17 protein-coding genes are annotated in these 17,548 nt (G+C 72.4%); 11 read left to right on the top strand and 6 right to left on the bottom strand.

The window, feature by feature from the left end; genetic code table 11:
* Window positions 1-30: 30 nt before the first annotated feature.
* The 3 genes from ACFY2Z_RS19175 to ACFY2Z_RS19165 all read right to left on the bottom strand — a co-directional run bounded on the left by ACFY2Z_RS19175 (window position 31) and on the right by ACFY2Z_RS19165 (window position 1,944).
* Window positions 31-1,068: a methyltransferase gene (locus tag ACFY2Z_RS19175; protein WP_390745298.1), complete on the bottom strand. Its 1,038-nt coding sequence runs from the start codon at window positions 1,066-1,068 to the stop codon at window positions 31-33.
* Window positions 1,069-1,144: 76 nt separating this feature from the next.
* Entirely contained in the window at window positions 1,145-1,630 is a 486-nt protein-coding gene (locus ACFY2Z_RS19170) for an anthrone oxygenase family protein (RefSeq protein WP_390745297.1), read from the bottom strand.
* Window positions 1,615-1,944 (bottom strand): TcmI family type II polyketide cyclase, encoded by a 330-nt coding sequence (locus ACFY2Z_RS19165; protein ID WP_390745296.1) that lies wholly within the window; start codon window positions 1,942-1,944, stop codon window positions 1,615-1,617. The genes ACFY2Z_RS19170 and ACFY2Z_RS19165 overlap by 16 nt, the downstream gene beginning before the upstream one ends.
* 1,516 nt (window positions 1,945-3,460) lie before the next feature.
* On the opposite strand from ACFY2Z_RS19165, the gene ACFY2Z_RS19160 reads away from it, so the two are divergent.
* Entirely contained in the window at window positions 3,461-4,171 is a 711-nt protein-coding gene (locus tag ACFY2Z_RS19160; RefSeq protein ID WP_390745295.1) for a SchA/CurD-like domain-containing protein, read from the top strand.
* Window positions 4,172-4,265: 94 nt separating this feature from the next.
* Here the strand turns inward: ACFY2Z_RS19160 and asnB are convergent, their stop codons facing one another.
* On the bottom strand, window positions 4,266-6,104 hold the full coding sequence (gene asnB, locus ACFY2Z_RS19155; protein ID WP_390745294.1) for an asparagine synthase (glutamine-hydrolyzing): 1,839 nt from the start codon (window positions 6,102-6,104) through the stop codon (window positions 4,266-4,268).
* A 322-nt stretch (window positions 6,105-6,426) separates the two neighbouring features.
* On the opposite strand from asnB, the gene ACFY2Z_RS19150 reads away from it, so the two are divergent.
* The 5 genes from ACFY2Z_RS19150 to ACFY2Z_RS19130 all read left to right on the top strand — a co-directional run bounded on the left by ACFY2Z_RS19150 (window position 6,427) and on the right by ACFY2Z_RS19130 (window position 11,616).
* Window positions 6,427-7,731 carry a lysine N(6)-hydroxylase/L-ornithine N(5)-oxygenase family protein gene (locus ACFY2Z_RS19150; protein WP_390745293.1) on the top strand — a complete coding sequence of 435 codons (1,305 nt, stop codon included), beginning with the start codon at window positions 6,427-6,429 and terminating at the stop codon, window positions 7,729-7,731.
* A gap of 67 nt (window positions 7,732-7,798) precedes the next feature.
* The gene (locus ACFY2Z_RS19145) at window positions 7,799-9,427 is read left to right on the top strand and encodes an FAD-dependent oxidoreductase (RefSeq protein ID WP_390745292.1); all 1,629 of its coding nucleotides are present in this window, start codon (window positions 7,799-7,801) and stop codon (window positions 9,425-9,427) included.
* Between the two features lie 70 nt (window positions 9,428-9,497).
* Window positions 9,498-9,920, top strand: coding sequence for an SCP2 sterol-binding domain-containing protein (locus ACFY2Z_RS19140; protein WP_390745291.1), 423 nt, complete (start codon window positions 9,498-9,500; stop codon window positions 9,918-9,920).
* Window positions 9,908-10,591: a TenA family protein gene (locus ACFY2Z_RS19135; protein ID WP_390745290.1), complete on the top strand. Its 684-nt coding sequence runs from the start codon at window positions 9,908-9,910 to the stop codon at window positions 10,589-10,591. Before ACFY2Z_RS19140 ends, ACFY2Z_RS19135 begins: the two co-directional genes overlap by 13 nt.
* Window positions 10,592-10,635: 44 nt before the next feature.
* Window positions 10,636-11,616, top strand: a complete 981-nt coding sequence (locus ACFY2Z_RS19130; protein WP_390745289.1) for an LLM class F420-dependent oxidoreductase — start codon at window positions 10,636-10,638, stop codon at window positions 11,614-11,616.
* Window positions 11,617-11,700: 84 nt separating this feature from the next.
* On the opposite strand, the gene ACFY2Z_RS19125 is transcribed toward ACFY2Z_RS19130, so the two are convergent.
* A complete protein-coding gene (locus ACFY2Z_RS19125) occupies window positions 11,701-11,847 on the bottom strand; it encodes a hypothetical protein (protein WP_390745288.1) in 147 nt (48 codons plus the stop codon).
* A gap of 98 nt (window positions 11,848-11,945) precedes the next feature.
* Window positions 11,946-12,413, bottom strand: coding sequence for a hypothetical protein (locus ACFY2Z_RS19120; RefSeq protein WP_390745287.1), 468 nt, complete (start codon window positions 12,411-12,413; stop codon window positions 11,946-11,948).
* Between the two features lie 161 nt (window positions 12,414-12,574).
* Between ACFY2Z_RS19120 and ACFY2Z_RS19115 the strand changes: the two genes are divergently transcribed.
* Genes ACFY2Z_RS19115 through ACFY2Z_RS19095 form a run of 5 tightly spaced genes read left to right on the top strand, consistent with a single transcriptional unit; the run spans window position 12,575 to window position 17,222 of the window.
* A complete protein-coding gene (locus ACFY2Z_RS19115; RefSeq protein ID WP_390745286.1) occupies window positions 12,575-12,961 on the top strand; it encodes a cupin domain-containing protein in 387 nt (128 codons plus the stop codon).
* Entirely contained in the window at window positions 12,948-14,330 is a 1,383-nt protein-coding gene (locus ACFY2Z_RS19110; RefSeq protein ID WP_390745285.1) for a class I tRNA ligase family protein, read from the top strand. Before ACFY2Z_RS19115 ends, ACFY2Z_RS19110 begins: the two co-directional genes overlap by 14 nt.
* Window positions 14,331-14,340: 10 nt before the next feature.
* Window positions 14,341-15,435 carry an NAD(P)/FAD-dependent oxidoreductase gene (locus tag ACFY2Z_RS19105; RefSeq protein ID WP_390745284.1) on the top strand — a complete coding sequence of 365 codons (1,095 nt, stop codon included), beginning with the start codon at window positions 14,341-14,343 and terminating at the stop codon, window positions 15,433-15,435.
* Between the two features lie 9 nt (window positions 15,436-15,444).
* The gene (locus ACFY2Z_RS19100) at window positions 15,445-16,821 is read left to right on the top strand and encodes an FAD-binding oxidoreductase (protein WP_390745283.1); all 1,377 of its coding nucleotides are present in this window, start codon (window positions 15,445-15,447) and stop codon (window positions 16,819-16,821) included.
* Window positions 16,818-17,222 (top strand): hypothetical protein, encoded by a 405-nt coding sequence (locus tag ACFY2Z_RS19095; RefSeq protein ID WP_390745282.1) that lies wholly within the window; start codon window positions 16,818-16,820, stop codon window positions 17,220-17,222. The genes ACFY2Z_RS19100 and ACFY2Z_RS19095 overlap by 4 nt, the downstream gene beginning before the upstream one ends.
* The last annotated feature ends 326 nt before the right edge of the window (window positions 17,223-17,548 follow it).

Below are 17,548 nucleotides of genomic sequence, written 5' to 3'. Positions count from 1 at the left end.
CGGGGTCGTCGGACGCCGTACGGCGCCCGGTCACGGGACGGGACGGCACTCCAGGACCGTCCACCGGCCCTGGACGGGCTCGTTGACCAGGTCGAAGCCGGCGGCGGTGAGCAGCTCCCGCCACTCGGGCAGGGTCCGCTCACGCCCGCCGAAGCGGAGCATCATGTCGAGATCGAGGAACTTGCCCTGGTCCCACTGGCTCGGCGGGGCCAGCACATGGTCGAGGACGATCAGCCGTGCCTCGGGCCGGTCCCCGATCGCGGTACGGACGCCTCGCAGGATGCGTACGGCGTCCTCGGCACCCCAGTCGTGCAGGACCTGCTTGAGCAGATAGGCGTCGCAGCCGGCGGGCAGCGGCCCGAAGAAGTCACCGGGCACCACCTCGACCCGGTCGGCGACGCCCGCCTCGGCGAGGTGCTCGGGCGCCCCGGCGACCACGGAGGGCTGGTCGAACAGCAGACCGCGGGCCCCCGGCACGTTCTGCAGAACGGCACCGAGGAAGTACCCGCGACCGCCCCCGATGTCCGCGATGCTGGCGAAGCGCGTGAAGTCGTACTGCGACAGGAACAGATGCGTGGTCGAGCGGCTCATCTGGGTCATCGCCCGGTCGAACAGACCGCCCGCCTCCGGATGGCCCCCGAGGTACGCGAAGAAGCCCTGCCCGAAGACATGCTCGAACGACGGTTCCCCGGTGCGGACCGTGTGCAGGATCTCGCCGTACGGCAGGCGCACCGACTCGGAGCTGTTGTACAGGACCAGGTCGCGCACGCTGAACGGGATGTCGCTGCGCAGGCCCACCGTGAGGTCCGTCTCGGCGAAGCGCCTGCCGGGCTCCTCGGCGACCACCCCGAACGCCGCGGCACAGCGCAGCACCCGGTACAGGGAGTCGGCATGGGAGCCGGTCTTCTCGGCGAGCCGCTCCACCTCCAGCGGCCCGTCGGCGAGATGGTCGGCGATCCGCAGTTCCGCCAGTACGTACAGCACCTCGGAGACCCGCCGCCCGTTGGTCAGCAGGACGAGCCGTACCGGGGCGGGAAGCGACTCCGGATCGGGAGGGCCACCGGTCATGGGTGCCACGCTCATGGGCGATCAGCCCTTTCTGAGAGGCCGTTGACGGACCCCGGGAGGTCCTTCGGGAGGGATGTCAGAGGAGGGTGCCGGTGACGGCGACGAGCACCGCGAGGGAGCACACGACCAGCGCGGTCCGCACCCGGTTCCAGTTGCTCCACCGCACCCGCGGGTCGAGCTGCTCCCAGTTCGCGGGCAGCCGGCCGGGGTCCACCGTGGCGATCCAGCGGTTGATCGGCACGTTCTTGGTCAGCGAGACGACGATCGCGCCGACCAGCAGCAGCGCGGAGAGAGTGAACAGGGTGCTCGCGCGCGCCGTGGGCGCCGCGAAGGCCAGCGCCACGTCGCACAGCAGCGCGGTGAGCATGCACGCGGGCATGAACGGGTCGAACCGGGTCACCATGAACTGGTGCGTGGGCACGTACCGTTCCGTCGGCAGGGACAGCAGCAGTGGTGCCCCGCCCAGGACCGCGATCATCATCCCGCCCGCCGCGAGGCCGTTGCCCATCAGGGCGAAGGGGAGCAGCACGCGTACGACGCCCACGATCAGTCCCGCCGCCACGTGTAGAACGGCTGCGCCATCGCGTCCTTGGGCTCCGCCCAGGCCGGGTCGTAGGGGTGCATGTACTGCGCCAGCTTCTCGTGGATGTCCTGGTAGAGCGGGTGGCTGCGGGCCTTGTAGAGGTCCGGCTGGATGTCCTGGTCCGACTCCACGAGGTGGAAGTACAGATCGTGGAAACGGAACAGGGTGCGCCGCCTGGCGCCGATGAGGCGCGGCAGATCCGACGCGTCCGACTCGGCGAATATCTTCGCCACCGCGGGGGCGTCGGCCGGGTCCATACGGGCGACGATGAGCGTCCGGTCGATGTGTTCCATGGGCGGTCTCCCTCTCCAGGCCCGCGGCGTCGGTCGGCGACCGGTCCCCCGGAGCGCCGTGGCCGGCGGGCCGCGCGGTCAAGGCGCGAGGCCCCGGCTGTGGTCGGGCGCCATCGTGACAACGCGAAGTCCAAGGGTTCTCAAGACCGTCTGAAGCGACTCGCAGGGCTTGACGGCTGTGGGGGTGGGGGCCTGGGGGGGTGGGGGGTGTGGCTCGGGTGCCAGGCGGTGTGTTGATGGCGCCCCCGCGCCCGACCCACAGGCTCCTGACCGCCCCCCGGACCGCCTCTGGGTGTGCGCACGGCCGGGCTGCGCCCATGCTGCGCCCCAGCCGTCTTCGCCGTCAGCCGATCGGCTTTGCCGTCGTTCGGCGTCAATGCCGACAGCACGCCGCCCAAGCCGTCATCCCACCGCCCAAGCCGTCCTCCGACCGTCCGGGCCATCCCTCGACCGTTCTGGTTGCCCCGGACGCCAGGCCGCTGCCGCGTCGGGGCGGCGAGTGGCCGACGACCTCAGCCCGGCTGTCCGACCGCCCCTAGGCCGTCCTGCGGCCGTCGTCGACACCCCTCGATCGTCGATACCGTCCTTCAGGCGGGGTGAGTCATCCCGTAACCGTCCACGTCGTCTCCCAGCCGTCCGACCAGACGCAACGGCTGTCCCTGTCGCCGCCTCTCGACTGCCCTCGGCTGCCCTCGCGGACGTCCCATCCCTTCCGGCCGCGTGGGCCGTTCCCCGGCCGTCGTGGCGGTTCGTCGATCGCTTTGGCCGGCCATAAGGCGTCTTTGCCGTGCGCCACCCGGCAAAGGCGTCGCTCGATCGTCCTGGCCATCCCTCAACCGTCTGACACAACCCCGAGCCGTCTGGCCCATGCCTCAGCCGTCTGGCCCATGCCCCAGCCGTCTGACGCATCGCCCAGCCGTCTGGCCCATCTCCCAGCCGTCTGGCCCCCAGCCGTCTGACCGCTTCGCGTCCCCGGGCCGAGTCCCGCTGTCTCGCCCCCGCCTTCGCCGTGGCGCGGCTGTCTTGGCCACGCGTCGATCGGGATTGCCGTCGTCGAACCGCCATCGGCAACCAATGGCCGTCTAAGCCATCCGCATACCGTCCATGGCGCATCCCGTAACCGTCCCGCCGTCCTCCGGCCTCGCGGCCGGGGCCGGCAGTCCCTGGCGGCTCCCGAGCGCCTTCGGCCGTGCACTCGCCGTCTTCGCCGCCCGCGGATCGCTTTTGCCGTAACTGCCATGGCAATGGCGACTCAGCTGCCGCATTCACGTCTTCCCACCGGCGCAGCCGGTCCTCAACCGTCCAAGCCGTCTCCCAGCCACCCGCCTGCGTCCCCGACCGTCTCGTCGTCCTTCGGTCTCCCCAGCCGGCAAGGTGCCCTCGCCGCTCGGCAAGGCCCCGCGGGGCCCCGGTGTTCCGGAGCGGAGTGGCTCGGCTTCAGACGTTTCCGATCGGGCGTGGACCGGGCGGCTGCACGATCCGTCACAGACAAGCCCACCGGCGGACAGGGAGCGTCATGGCTTTCATCGCGATCAGCTACAAGGTCCGGACGGGCCACGAGGAGGAGATCGCCGACATCTTCTCCGAGCGGAACTTCAAGCGGGCCGACTCCGCCGAGTACCGCGACGAACAGGGCCGGGCGGCCGGCCGCAACGTCTCCACCGGGCTGTTCATCCGGGGCGAGTTCATGACCCGGGTGGTGCAGTTCGAGGGCGACCTGCGGCAGATCGGTCCGCACATGGGTGCCCAGGAGGGCGTGAAGGAGGCGGAGCGCCGGCTCTCGCCGTATCTCCAGGAGCCGCGCGACACACAGACCGTGGAGGGGTTCCGGGAGTACTTCCAGAACGCCCTGATGCAGTGCGTCTTCCAGGAGGCCCGGGCCGAGCGCTCGGCGCAGCTGGCCGCGTGGACCTACCGCGTCACCCCCGGCCGGGACGACGCGCTCGGTGAGGTCTTCGAGAAGGCCCAGGGCACGCTCTTCGACGGAACCGCCGGTCCGCTGCTCGCGTCGGCCGCCTTCGTCAAGGACGACTACCTGGTGTGGGCGGTGCAGTACGAGGGCGAACTCGGCCCCGTGGTGGAGCAGTTGACCAAGAGCGGCATCGCCGCACAGACCCAGGAGGGCCTGCTGCCGTACCTCGCCGACCGGCGGGACGCGACGGGGCCCGAGGAGTTCGGCGCCGCAACCATGCGGCGCCTGCAGATGCTCTCCGCGGACGTCTCATAAGGACCCGCGGCCCGAGCGTCCCGACCGCCCGTCGCAGGGAACCACGGCGACGGGCGGTGGGCTGTGCTGTGCGCGGCCGGGGGGCCTCACGGTGTCACAGAGCGAGCCTGACCCCGTACTCGGTGAGCCACAGGTGCAGTTGCAGGGCCATCTCGATGTTCGTGCGGGTCAGCCAGTGCGCCCCGCCGCGCGCCTCGGCCGCCGCCGCCCGGGCGGCCACCGGGTCCAGCAGCGGCGCCACGGGCGAGCCCGGATCGTCCAGCACCCGGGTCAGCTCGCGCCGCAGCACATGGGTGTACGCGGGGTCCTGGTTCACCGGGAACGGGCTCTTCCGGCGCTCCACCACCGACCTGGGCAGCAACTCGCCCACCGCGGACCGCAGCAGGCTCTTCTCCCGCCCGTCGCAGGTCTTCAGCTCCCACGGCACGTTGAAGAGATACTCCGCCAGCCGGTGATCGCAGAACGGCATCCGCACCTGAAGACCGGCGGCCCGGCCGAGCCGGTCGTCGCGGTCCAGGAGCCGGGGCAGCCACCGTACGAGGTACAGATGGCAGACCTCCCGCAGCCGCCGGTCGCGGTCGTTCTCGCCGTCCAGCCGGGGCACTTCGGCCACGGCCTGGCGGTAGCGGTCGGCCCCGTAGGCGGGCAGGTCCAGTTTCCCCAGCAGTCCCCGGTCGAAGAGGCCGAGGCCGAGCCCGTGCCGGGACGCCTCGTGGGAGCGCTCGTACGCCACCCACGGGAACTGCTCGGGGCCCGCCGCCTCCGGCTCGCTCATCCCGGTGAAGCCGCCGAAGATCTCGTCGGCGCCCTCGCCCGAGAGCGCGACGGGGGAGTGCTCCCGGGCCGCGCGGAAGATGAGCAGCCCGGCCACGTCCATCTCGGCGAACGGGGTCGGCCGGTCCTGGGCCAGCAGCACCGCCCTGCGCAGCCGCGGATCGAGCAGGTCCGCCGTGCCGAGCACGACATCGGTGTGGTCGGAGCCGATATGGCGGGCGACCTCGGCCGCGTACGGGGCGTCCGGGGTGGTGCGAACGTTGTCCGGGCGGAAGTTCTCCGCATAGCCGATGAACGTCGCGGTCGCGGTGCGCAGCCGGCCCCGGTCCCCCAGGGCACGGGCGGCGAGTGCGGTGATCGCACCGGAGTCCAGTCCGCCGGAGAGCAGCGAGACCGGGAGGATGTCGCCCGAGACGGCCCGGCCGACGTTGTCGGCGAGCAGGGAGCGGACCGTGGCGACCGTGGTCTCCGGGTCGTCGGTGTGAGGGCGGGCCCGGAGCGCCCAGTACGGCCGCTCGACGACCCCTCCTCCGGTCGCGTCGAGCAGATGGCCCGGCCGCACCTCGGCGATGCCCCGGAAGACGCTCGCGCCCGGCGTCTTGGCCTGGGAGAACAGCTCGCGCAGCCCGTCGGCGTCGAGGACCGGCTCCAGCAGGGAGCCCGCGAGGAGCGCCTTGGGCTCCGAGGCGAAGTACACCGTGCCGTTCAGCCGGGCGTAGTGCAGCGGGCGTACGCCGAGCCGGTCGCGGACCAGCAGCAGGCGGTCGCGCCGGAAGTCGAACACGGCGAACGCGAACGCGCCGTCGAGGTGCGCGGCACAGTCGTCGCCCCAGACCAGATAGGCGTGCAGCGCGGCCTCCGCGTCGGTGCCGTGGCGCGGGCGGTGGCCGTGCGAGGCGAGCGTGGCACGCAGCGGGGCGATGTCGTGGAGAACCCCGTCGAAGACGACGGCCACGTCCGGGCCGTCGCCCTCGACGGCCGCGGCCGCCCGCTGTTCGGCCGTGCCGCCGGGCGCGGCGGCGGACGCCGCGCGCGTCCCGCGCCAGGTGTGGAGCTCGGCGGGGACGTCCCGGCTCGTGGTGTCGGCCATCGCGTCCAGCACCGACCGGGTGTGTCCGGGGCCGGAGCCGAAGCCGATCCAGCCGGCGATACCGCTCATGCGGAACTCCTTGTCGCGAGAGGCCTGGTGGGATGCCCGCCCCGGGGAGGGCCCGGCGGACGGCCGGTCCTGCGACCCGAGGCGGGCGATACCCGCACAGTGTGGATTCGGCCCCTGGGAGGCGGGTCGAGCACGTCTGAACGAGACGTGGGGCGTGGGGCTGCGGCCGGCACGCGTGCGGCGGGTTCCGGTTCACGACGTCCCCCGCGGGCGACGGGCCGCGGGCCGCGCACTCGCCCGGCTCTCAGACGTTCTCGATTCCTGCACCACCGGCCCCGGCCACGCTGTGGGCACATCGGTCCGTACGGAGAGGTGTCCGTCCATGGTGTCGACTTCCGCTCACGCGCCGAACCGCCCCGCACCGCACGGCATCCCGCACCACCGGGTCGCCGCGATCGGCGCCGGCCCGGCCAACCTGAGCCTCGCGGCCCTGGCCGAGGACGTCCTGCCGGACGACGTGGTGCTCTTCGACCGGCGCCCGGCCCATGCCTGGCACCCCGGTCTGATGCACCCGGGGGTCCGTCTCCAGACCTCGTGGATCAAGGACCTGACCACCCTGGTCGACCCCCGCAACCGTCTGTCCTTCCTGAACTACCTGGTCACCACCGGCCGCGTCTACGCCTTCCTGAACGCGCAGTTCGACGCCATCCCGCGGCTGGAGTACGACCGCTATCTGTCCTGGGCCGCCGAGCAGTTGACGAACATCCGCTACGGCGTGGACATCAGGGACGTCCGGTTCGCCGGGGCGGGCGAGGGATTCGTGCTGTACGACGCCGACGGCCCGGTCGCCACGAGCGACCACCTCGTCGTCGGCACCGGCACCCGGCCCCATGTCCCCGACTGCTTCCGGGACCGTCCCATCCCCGGGGTGCTGCTCGCGGAGGAGATCGGCGAGCACTTCGAGACCTGCCGCTGCGCCCCGTACGAGCCCGCCGTCGTCGTCGGCGGGGGCCAGACCGGTGCCGAGGCGGTCCTCGCGCTGCTCAGCTACGGACTGCGGGAGATCCGCTGGATCGGCCGCCGCCCCTGGTTCGCGCCGCTCGACGACTCGCCGCCCGCCAACGACTTCTTCCGGCCGGCCTATCTGCGCCACTTCCAGGCCCTCCCCGGCCAGGTCCGCGAGCGGTACGTCGCCGAGCAGATCCTCACCAGCGACGGTGTGTCGATGTCCACCCTGCAGGAGCTCTACCAGGCCAACTACGAGACCTGGCTGAGCGAGGGCCGGTCCCCGGTGATGATGCTGCCCGGGCGGGACGTCGTGGAGGCCGGGCACCAGGACGACCTGGTCGTGCTGCGCTGCCGCCGGGCGGCCGGCGGGCACGAGCGGCACACCGCCCGCCATGTCGTCCTCGCCACCGGGCGCCGCCCCGCACCGCTGCCCCTCGCACCGGACGTCCTCGACCTGGAGCCCGGCGAGGAGCCGTACGTCGAGGCCGACTACTCGCTGCGCTGGAAGCACGCCGACCGCCACAAGGTCTTCGTGCAGAACCGCGCCCAGTCCAGCCATGGAGTGGCCGACCCGAACCTCAGCCTGCTGTCGGTGCGCAGCGCGGCCATCCTCAACTCCCTGCTGGAACGCGAGGCGTTCCCCATCCGCGACGAGCAGGTGCAGACGCTCTGGGCGTGAAGGCCGCACGCCCCGACGCCCACGCACGACCCTCCCGAGCCCTCAACACCCCTTGGAGGAACAGCAGATGCAGGACGAACGGACTCAGGTCCTCGTCGTCGGCGGGGGCATGGTCGGCCTGTCGGCCGCGGTGTTCCTGGCCTGGCACGGGGTGCGGCCCCTGCTCGTGGAACGGCACGCCGAGACCCTGATCCACCCCCGGGCCCGCGGGATCAACGCCCGATCCGTCGAGCTGTTCCGCCAAGTCGGCCTGGAAAAGGCTCTGTTCGCCCAGCGCGGCGAGGGCATCGTCGCATCCGACGAGGACTCCTCCCGGATGCTCGTCGCCGAGTCCCTCGCCAGCCACGACCACGACTTCGTGGACCTGGCGACCGGCGAGGCGGAGGGCGCGAGCCCCTGCGAGTGGTGCCCCATCGACCAGGACCGGCTGGAAGTCGCGCTGCACGGCCGGGCCGCCGAACTGGGCGCCGTGATCCGCTTCAACACCGAGTGCGAGGAGCTGATCCAGGACGCCGACGGCGTCACGGCCGTGCTGCACGACCGCGGCACCGGCGAGCGCCGTACCGTACGCGCCGCGTACGCGATCGCCGCCGACGGCCAGCGCAGCCCGATGCGGCACGCGCTCGGCATCCCCGTCGAAGGCCCGGGCATCCTGCTGCACACCCTGTCCATGGTCGTCGAGGCCGACATCGACGCGGTCCTGGGCGGCCGGCGCTTCGGCTTCGCCTACCTCGACAAGCCCGAAAAGGGCTCGGTCGTCTTCCCGCACGACGGCGTCAGGCGCTGGTGCTTCGGCGTGCCCTACCACCCCGACCGGGGGGAGACCGTCGAGGACTACCCCGAGGAGCGCTGTCTGGAACTGTTCCGCCAGGCCGTGGGTCTTCCGGACCTGACCGGCCGGCTCATCCCCCAACTGCCCAGCGACGGAACCACGGTGCTGCCCTTCGTCATCGGCGCGCACTGTGCCGAGCGCTTCGCCGAGGGGCGGGTCTTCCTGGCCGGCGACGCCGCCCGGATCGTGCCCCCGACCGGCGCGTTCGGCGGCAGCACCGGCATCCAGGACGCCCACAACCTCGCCTGGAAGCTGGCCGCCGTGCTGCGCGGCGACGCGGGCGAGGACCTCCTCGCCTCCTACGACGCCGAGCGCCGGCCGGTCTCGGAGTTCACCATGGAACAGGCCATGGCGCAGATGGTGGGCCGCACCGGCAACAAGGCGGCCGACATCGGCGGCGTCCAGGTCCACGACTGGTGGTCGGTGATCCTCGGCTACCGGTACCGCTCGGCAGCCGTCCTCCCCGAGGACGACGACGACCGCCCCGCCTACCCGCCGCATCTGCTCACCGCACTGCCCGGCACCCGGGCCCCGCATCTGGCGCTGGAGCGCGCCGGCGAGACCGTCTCCACCCTCGATCTGTACGGCCCGCGCTTCACCCTGGTCGCCGGAGCGGCGGGCGAGGCCTGGGAAGCCGCGGCGGCCCGGGCCCGCGAGACCCTCGGCGTCGACCTCGATCTGTACCGGGTGGGCACGGACGTCCAGGACCCCGTCGGTCACTGGGCCGGCCGGCACGGCGTCAAGGAGGACGGCGCCGTACTGGTGCGCCCCGACGGATTCGTCGCCTGGCGCGGCACGGACGCCACCGACGCGGACGACCGGCTCACCGACGCACTGTCCCGGGTGCTGGCCGTCAACCGATAGCCGGCGCCCCACCGAAGAGCACACCCGGCACACCCGTCACCCCTCCCCCCGACTCCCAAGGAGATTCGCCATGTCCGACCTGGCCACACGGTTCGCGGCACTCGTCACGTTCGTCGACACCACCCCCAAGGACGACCTGGAGAAGCTGCTCGCCGAGCGGCCCGGCGGCGTCGCCGCGGCCCTCGACACCGTCTACGAGAAGCTGGCCTCCACCTTCAACCCCGCCAAGGCGGGCGGCGAGAAGGGCACCTTCCAGTACGAGGTGGCCACCGCCGAGGGGACCAAGGAGTACTACCTGCACGTCGAGAACGACACCTGCGCCGTCGGGCACGGGGTCCGGGAGGGCGCCGACGTCGTCATCGGCATCAAGCTGGTCGACATGCTGTACCTGGCCACCGGGAAGCTCAGCGGCCAGAAGGCGTTCATCACCGGCAAGCTGAAGCTGCGCGGCAACGCGTTCTTCGGTATGAAGCAGGGCGAGTGGTTCGACTGATGCTGCGCACCGAACTCGAGTCCGCAGCCGCCCCGTTGCTGGAGAAGGTCAAGGACCACCCGTTCTTCGCCGGGCTCCGGGACGGCACGCTGGACGGGGCCGCGCTGCTCCACTTCGCGCGCCAGGACGCCGACTTCCTGCTGCCGGCCTACGGCCGCGCCCTCGCCCGCACCGCCGCCCTCGCCCATGACAACGCGCATGCGATGGTGCTGGCCCGGATGGCGGTGGGCACCCTGGAGGCCCGCCAGGCCATGGCGATGGGCTACGACATCATGGCGGCCCAGCTCGGTGCCGGGGACGACTCCTGGCGCACGGCACCGGCCGACCCGGTCACCCACGCCTACACCTCGTTCTTCTCGTCGGCCGCCGCGAGCTCGCTCGCCGAGGCGATCGGGGCCCTGCTGCCCTGCTCCTGGTTCTATCTGAGCATCGCCGACGACCTGAAGGAACGGTACGACCCCACCGCCCGCTACGCGGACTGGGTCAAGGCCCTGCACCCCGGCGACGACTACCGCGATGTGCTGGAGGAGTTCCTGACCGTCGTCGACGAGGTGGGCGAGCGGATCTCGGCGGACGACCGGGACCGTCTGACAGGGACCTTCCTCACCGCCGCGCGCTACGAGTGGTCCTTCCTCGACGCGGCACTGCACCGACTCGACTGGCCCGTCTGACCGTCCGGCTCCCGGGCCGCCCTACTCGCAGATCGGAGGGGCGCATGCGCCTAGGACTCAATCTCACCAACTTCAGCTGGCCCGGCTCCCCGGAGAACCTCGGACCGGTGCTCGGGCGGATCGCCCGCACCGCCGAGGAGGTCGGGTTCGACAGCTTCTGGGTGATGGACCACTTCTTCCAGACCCCGCTCAACCGCGGGCCCCAGGGCGCCTGCCCGGAGGCGTACGCGACCCTCGGCTTCGTCGCCGGGCAGACCTCCCGCATCCGCCTCGGCACCCTGGTGACGGGCGTCGTCAACCGGCACCCCGGGGTGCTCGTGAAGACCGTCAGCACCCTCGACGCGCTGTCCGGCGGCCGGATGTACTTCGGCATCGGGGCCGCCTGGTTCGAGGAGGAGCAGCGCGGCCTCGGCATCCCCGTCGTGCCGAAGGCGGAGCGTTTCGAACGCCTGGAGGAGGCCGTTCTGATCGCGAAGCGCATGTGGGCGGGCACCACCGAGCCTTACGAGGGCCGGCACTACCGTCTGGAGCGGCCCCTGAACGAGCCGAACTCCCCGCAGCGCCCGCACCCGCCGATCCTGATCGGCGGGCAGGGCCCGAAGAAGACCTTCGGGCTGGTGGCGCGGTACGCCGACGCCTGCAACGTCTACGAGCTTCCCGACCCGGACATGATCCGCGAGAAGCTGGCCAAGCTGCCGCCGCAGCACCCGATGCGCCGCAACGCGCACATCAAGCCGACCGAGGTGATCCGCAAGCAGTTCGCGGTGCTGCGCGAGCGGTGCGAGGAGGTGGGCCGGCCGTACGGCGAGATCGAGAAGACCACGCTGGGTACGGGCGCGCTGACCAACGACGGCGCCGACGGCTCGTACACCGTCAAGGGTGCGATCGAACGGTTCCACCAGCTCGCGGAGCTGGGGGTCGACCACGCGATCGTGGAACCGCCGAACCCGGCGGAGGAGGGCGCGCTCGACCTGTGGGCCGAGGTGGTGCCCGAGATCGCGAAGATCGTCCCGGCGGGGCGGTAGCGGCACCCGACGGGAACCGGGGCCGGAGCGTGCGCCGCACGCTCCGGCCCCGGTCGTGTCAGGACTCGGGAACCACCCTCGGTGTCAGGACCCGGGCATCTCGCCCTCGGCGTCGGGACGGCGCCGGCCGATCCGGCGGCGGAGCGCCGCGCCCCACCGGTCCATCCTCTCCCGGCCCACACCCAGGTAGCGCAGTACTCCCAGCAGCAGGAGCAGCAGAGCGAGTGTCACGGCAGAGCCTCCCTCGGTATCTGCGTCGTCGAAAGTCGTCGAAAGTCTTCGGAAGTCACATGAAGCTGCCGGGAACTGACGGGAACTGCCGGAAGCCGTCAGAACTCGCCGCTGATCGTCGAGGCCAGATAGCCGTCCAGGTCCGGTGTCCCCGGCTGCACCACATGCCGTACCCAGGCGTCCCGCTCGTGCGCCATCGCGACCATCTCCCAGATGCACGCGGTGGCGCCGTGGGGCGCCGGCTGCCAGTCGGCCGGGTCGTCCCAGGTCGACAGCCAGGTCCGGGTGTGCAGGATGACCTTGTTGCGGCTCCACCAGCCGACGACCGCATAGCAGCCGTCGGGATCCTCGTGCAGCACGCTGTAGCCGTACGCGAGCGCGTCGCCGTACGCCTCGGGCAGCGTCCGCTCCACCGCGGCGCGCGCCGCCTGAACCACCTCCTCGGGCGGGGCCGGCCGGGTGGCCGAGATCCCGTATCGCTTGACCGTCCAGCCCCGTACACGGTCGGGCGCGTAGGCCACCGTGCGGCGGGGCGCGTACACCAGCGGAACTTCTCCCACAGCCATGGCCCGCAGGGTAGGCGGCGCTTCTCAGGACCCGCTGGTGACGGCCACAAGTCCGGCCGCGCCGACCATGAGCCGCCTTCGAGATGCACACCAGCGCGCTGGGCCACGATGAGCGCGTCCACCGACAAAGAGCGCGTCCACCGACAAAGGGATGGTGCGAAGTGCGCAGGCTGAGCAGCGAATCCGCGGTTCTCACCGACGAGTACGCGATACGGATCGGACGGTGGAGCCAGTACGCGGGCAGCGAGGCGCTGCCCTTCGGCGCGATGTGGTGCGTCGTACCGCCCGGCGGCAGCAGCGCCCCGGACCACCACCCGGAGGTCGAACTCGCCGTCGTCGTCGGCGGACGGGCGGCCTTCGCCGTCGAGGGCGGGGAGCCGGAGCCCACCCCGGTGGGCACGGCCGTCCTGCTCGACCCCGAGGAGCGGCACGTCATCCACAATCTGTCCGACACCGAGCCGGTGACGCTGCTGAGCATCTACTGGCTTCCCGAGGACCCGGAAGCCGCGACCGCCGGGGATGCCGAGGTGGCCCGTGAGGCCCGCTGACGACGCGCGGGGACCGGTCGCCGTGCTGAGCCCGCCGCCCACTCCGAACGGCCCGCTGCACCTCGGCCATCTCTCCGGGCCCTACCTCGCCGCCGACATCGCCACCCGGGCGGCCCGCGCCCGGGGCGAACGGGTGCTGGCCGTGTGCGGGACCGACGACCACCAGAACTACGTCGTCACCAAGGCCGAGCAGCTGGGCCGCAAGCCCGACGAAGTGGTCGACGAATACCGGGAGTTGATCCGGAAGGCGTTCTCCCTGGCCGGCATAGGCCACGACGTGTTCACCGCGCCGCGCGCCGACGCCGGGTACCGGGCAGCGGTCCTGCGGTTCTTGGAGGAGTTGCGCGAGAGCGGTCTCGTCCGGGACGGCGCCTGGACCATGGCGGTGTGCGACGCCTGCCGGCGCACCCTGCACCACGCCTATGCGACCGGCGGCTGCCCGTCCTGCGGCGCGGCGATGGGCGGCGGCACCTGCGAGGGCTGCGGGTGCTTCACGACCGCCGCCGGACTCGCCGACCTGCGTTGCGCCGGCTGCGGGAGCGTCCCGCGCCGGGTGCGCCACCACGGGCCCGTGTTCGCGCTGGCCCCGTACCGGGAGGCGCTGACCGAGATCTGGTCCCGGGCGCACATCCCGCCCCGGGTGCGCGCCCTGCTGGCCCGGCTGCTGGAGCAGGGACTGCCGGACGTGCCGGTCAGCTACCCCACGGACTGGGGCATCGAGACTTCCGACGGCACCGAACGGCTCGACGTCTGGTTCGAAATGGGACTGGCCTACCTGTATGTGATCGGCCGTCACCTCGATCCGCATGCCGTGAGCCTGGCGGACCACGCCCGGGCCTTCGCCGGACTCGGCGCCCTGTGGTCCTTCCTGGGCCTCGACAACGCCTTCTACTACGCGGTGCTGTTCCCGGCGCTGGCCTCGGCTGTCGGCGTGCCCCGCGACAAGGCGCTCACCGGGCTCGTGGTCAACGAGTTCTACCGGCTGGACGGGCGGAAGTTCTCCACCAGCCGCGGCCACGCCGTCTGGGCGCACGAGACGCTCGCCGAGCGGGATCCGCGCGCCGTCCGGCTCTTCCTGTCCTGGGACCGCCCGGCCCCGCATGCCAGCAACTTCACCGCCGACGCCTTCGAGGCGAACGTACGACGCTGGCCGCTGGGCGCGACCGGGGCCGGTACCGGCGGTCCCCGCCAGGACCTCGCGCTCGTACGCGCCGAGCTGGACCGGGCCGAACAGGCCCTGTGCTGGGAGTCCTTCGACCCGGCTCTCGCCGCCCGCTGTCTGCTGCCCGCGGCGCTGGACACCGGGCACGCACGGGCGCAGCAGCTGCTGGGTCTTCTCACCGGCCGCTGCGGCGGCCCCGGGCGCTGAGGGAGAGCCGATGCGGATCTGTGTCGTCGGTACGGGCATCGCGGGCACCCTGCTGGCCTGGCATCTGCTGCGGGCCGACCCGAAGAGCGAGGTGGAGCTGCTGGCCGCGCCCGGTGAGCTGCCCGGCGAGGCCACCGCGGCCTCCGGTGGCCTGGTGCGCGGCTACGAACCCGACCCCGCCGCCTGCCTGCTCGCCTGCGAGAGTCTGGCCGAGCTGCGCTCCGACCCCCGGCTCGCCCGGTGGGCGGAGTACCGCGAGGGGGCCTCGGTGTACGCGCATGACGGGCGGGAGGTCCCGCAGCCGGTCGAGCAACTGGCCCTGATCGACAAGTATGTGCCGGGCTCCGCGGAACTCGCCGACGCTGCGGCCCTGGACCGTGACCACGGCATCGTCGTCCCGGAGTACGCCTACGCGGTCGTCGAGCGGTCCGCAGGTCACATCCGCCCGGCCCGGCTGCGGGAGGCGGTCGGCCGCGATGTGCTCGACCGCGGCGGCACCCTCGTCACCGGGCTGGTCCACCGTGTCGTGCCGTCCCCCGACGGAGGAGTGGCGGTCGACTGCCCCGACGCCGAGCGCCGCTTCGACAGGGTGGTCCTGGCGACGGGCTGGCGCACCGGCGCCCTGCTGCACCGCAGCGCGCTGCCCGCCGACGAGCTGCGTGTCAAGCTCATCCAGTACGACCTGTACACCGTCGCGGGCCGTCGGCCGCCGGGCTTCGTCGACGAGACGAGCGGCCTGTACGGGCGGCCGGAGGGCGCCGACGGCATGCTGCTCGGCGTGCCGAGCGACAGCTGGGACGAGGAGGCGGAGCGGCTGCGCGACTCGCCCGCACAGCGCGCCCGGGCCGAGGGGCACGCCGCGACGCGGCTCCCGGGCCTCGGGCTGGTCGCCCACCGGCGCGGCGTCGTGGCCGCCGACGCCTACTCCGCCTCGGGGCTGCTGGGGCTGCGGCCCACCGCCCTGCCGTCGCTGTTCACCTTCACCGGCGGCAGCGGCGGCGCCGCCAAGTCCGCGCTCGCCGCGGCCAGGCGGGCGGCCGTAGCGCTGCTCGACGGCCCGCTTCACGACTGCCCGCCCGCCCCGTCAGGACGCCAACCCCAGTGAGGAGTCGCCATGGCCCGCGCCGCGCGCCGTACCCTGGCCGGCATCTGCCCGGACCGGGTGATCAACCCGGACCATCCCCGATACGACGCCACGCGTCTGCTCTTCAACGGCATGTACGACCGCCGTCCCGCGCTGATCGTGCTGCCCCGCACCTCCGGTGAGCTCCAGGACGTGGTGCGTGCCGCACGCGACACGGGGCTGCCCGTGGCGGTGCGCGGCGCCGGCCACAACATCGCCGGTTCCGGCGGGGTGGAGGACGGTCTGGTGATCGACCTCAGGCTGCTGGACCGGGTCGAGCTCGACCTCGGCACCCGGACCGCGAGGGTCCAGGGCGGCGCCACCTGGGCGCAGTTCGACGCCACGGCCGCCCGGCACGGCCTCGCGGTCACCGGGGGCACGTTCGACACCACCGGCGTGGGCGGGCTGACCCTCGGCGGCGGGATCGGGCATCTGATGGGCAAGTACGGCCTGTCCTGCGACAACGTGCTGTCGTACGCCCTGACGACGGCCGAGGGCAGGCGGCTGACCGTGGACACCGAGTCCGACCCCGAACTGGACTGGGCGCTGCGCGGCGCCGGGCACAACTTCGGTGTCGTCGACGAGTTCACCTTCCGACTGCACCCCCTGGAGCGGGTGCACGGCGGCACCGTCGCCTACCCGCAGCACGAGATGACCGCCGCGGTGCGGCTGTTCCGGGAGCTGATGACCGAGGCGCCCGACGAACTGGTGTGCATCCTGCTGCTGGAGCGGTACGGACCGGCGCAGATCCCGGCCGCGGTGATGAGCGTCAGCTACTGCGGCACGGACCCCGAGTACATCGCCTCGCTGGAGAAGCGACTGCGCGGCCCCGAGGTGCTGGACTGGCAGATCCAGGAACGGCCGTACATCGCGATGCAGCAGATCCTGGGCCGGCTGCGGTACGGGCTGCGCCACTACTGGAGCGCGCGCTGCACCGACGAGCTGCCGGACGAGCTGGTGGAGACGCTCGTCCAGCGGTTCAAGGCGGGCAAGTGGCGCGGCGACTTCAATGACACCGTCTATCTGGAGGCGTTCCACGGTGCCGTGCGCCGGGAGCCCGAGCGGCCCTCGGCGGTCCCGTTCCGCACCGCCCGCTTCAATGTGACCGGCATGGCGATCTGGGAGCCGGACTGGGCCGACGAGGAGCAGATCGCCTGGGCGAAGTCGGTGTCGGCGGCGGCCGAGCCGTGGGCGGTGTCGGGCGACGGCTACATCAACTACGTGACGGACGGCGGGGCGGGCGGGGCCGGGGACCGGGCGGTGCGGACGTTCGGCGTCGAGGGCCACCGGCGGCTGACGGAGCTGAAGCGGCGGCTGGACCCGGACAATTTCTTCCGGTCCAACTACAACATCGAGCCCGCCCGATGACCGCGCCGGCCGGGGGAGCCCCGGACTACAACAACCGGTTCTTCGTCTCCAGCGCGGCCGAGACCGCGGGCCCCGACCACGAGGTGCCGGTGGGGCACTACCACCAGGCGGGGCCGATCGTGTGGGCCGAGTTCCGCGGCGGGAAGGTGCTCATCGGCCGGCTCGTCGGCACCTGCGACCCGGACGGCACGCTCCATCTGGCGTACTGCCAGGCGCTGGACGGCGGCACGGTGGTGGCGGGGGAGTGCACCAGCACACCCGAGTACCTCCCGGACGGCCGGATCCGGCTGCGGGAGGAGTGGCGGCGCCTCGATGCGGCGGGTTCGTCGGGCGTCTCGTACATCGAGGAAGTGACCGCAGCGCAGGGCTCCGCCATGGCGGAGACGGCCCTGTCCCCCTAGGGCCTGTCGTCAAACTCGCGTCGTCGCCCGGAGGGCGGCCCTGCGGCGTCAGGTGCGTGCTCTGTGGTACCCCCTGCTCGAAGAGCTTGGGCGAGTGCCGGGCGGAAGCCCTCGTACTGGATGTACGGGGGGTTTCGCCCGGCGCGGCGGTGGGGGCACCGCCCGCGCGAGCGAAGCGAGCGTGGGAGAGCGTGCATGACGTCGCGGGGCAGGCGGGAGTCTGACGACAGACCCTAGAAGGCTCATGAAGATCTTGGGGTTCTGGCCCCGTCGTGGGAGCGGCGGGGCCAGACTCGTTTTCGTGGTGATGGGGGAATGGGCCGGGG

Origin of the sequence: Streptomyces sp. NPDC001222, from assembly GCF_042896945.1 — a bacterium.
In the GTDB taxonomy this organism is placed as follows: domain Bacteria; phylum Actinomycetota; class Actinomycetes; order Streptomycetales; family Streptomycetaceae; genus Streptomyces; species Streptomyces gibsoniae.
The sequence above is the reverse complement of the archived record's forward strand: the minus strand, read 5'-3'. Positions and strand labels throughout refer to the sequence as shown.

Bases quoted from the DNA above. Each gene is read 5' to 3' on its own strand.
- asnB (WP_390745294.1), bottom strand. From the start codon at position 6,104: ATGAGCGGTATCGCCGGCTGGATCGGCTTCGGCTCCGGCCCCGGACAC.
- ACFY2Z_RS19095 (WP_390745282.1), top strand. From the start codon at position 16,818: ATGACCGCGCCGGCCGGGGGAGCCCCGGACTACAACAACCGGTTCTTC.
- ACFY2Z_RS19175 (WP_390745298.1), bottom strand. From the start codon at position 1,068: ATGACCGGTGGCCCTCCCGATCCGGAGTCGCTTCCCGCCCCGGTACGG.
- ACFY2Z_RS19140 (WP_390745291.1), top strand. From the start codon at position 9,498: ATGTCCGACCTGGCCACACGGTTCGCGGCACTCGTCACGTTCGTCGAC.
- ACFY2Z_RS19120 (WP_390745287.1), bottom strand. From the start codon at position 12,413: ATGGCTGTGGGAGAAGTTCCGCTGGTGTACGCGCCCCGCCGCACGGTG.
- ACFY2Z_RS19130 (WP_390745289.1), top strand. From the start codon at position 10,636: ATGCGCCTAGGACTCAATCTCACCAACTTCAGCTGGCCCGGCTCCCCG.
- ACFY2Z_RS19150 (WP_390745293.1), top strand. From the start codon at position 6,427: ATGGTGTCGACTTCCGCTCACGCGCCGAACCGCCCCGCACCGCACGGC.
- ACFY2Z_RS19165 (WP_390745296.1), bottom strand. From the start codon at position 1,944: ATGGAACACATCGACCGGACGCTCATCGTCGCCCGTATGGACCCGGCC.
- ACFY2Z_RS19145 (WP_390745292.1), top strand. From the start codon at position 7,799: ATGCAGGACGAACGGACTCAGGTCCTCGTCGTCGGCGGGGGCATGGTC.
- ACFY2Z_RS19105 (WP_390745284.1), top strand. From the start codon at position 14,341: ATGCGGATCTGTGTCGTCGGTACGGGCATCGCGGGCACCCTGCTGGCC.
- ACFY2Z_RS19100 (WP_390745283.1), top strand. From the start codon at position 15,445: ATGGCCCGCGCCGCGCGCCGTACCCTGGCCGGCATCTGCCCGGACCGG.
- ACFY2Z_RS19160 (WP_390745295.1), top strand. From the start codon at position 3,461: ATGGCTTTCATCGCGATCAGCTACAAGGTCCGGACGGGCCACGAGGAG.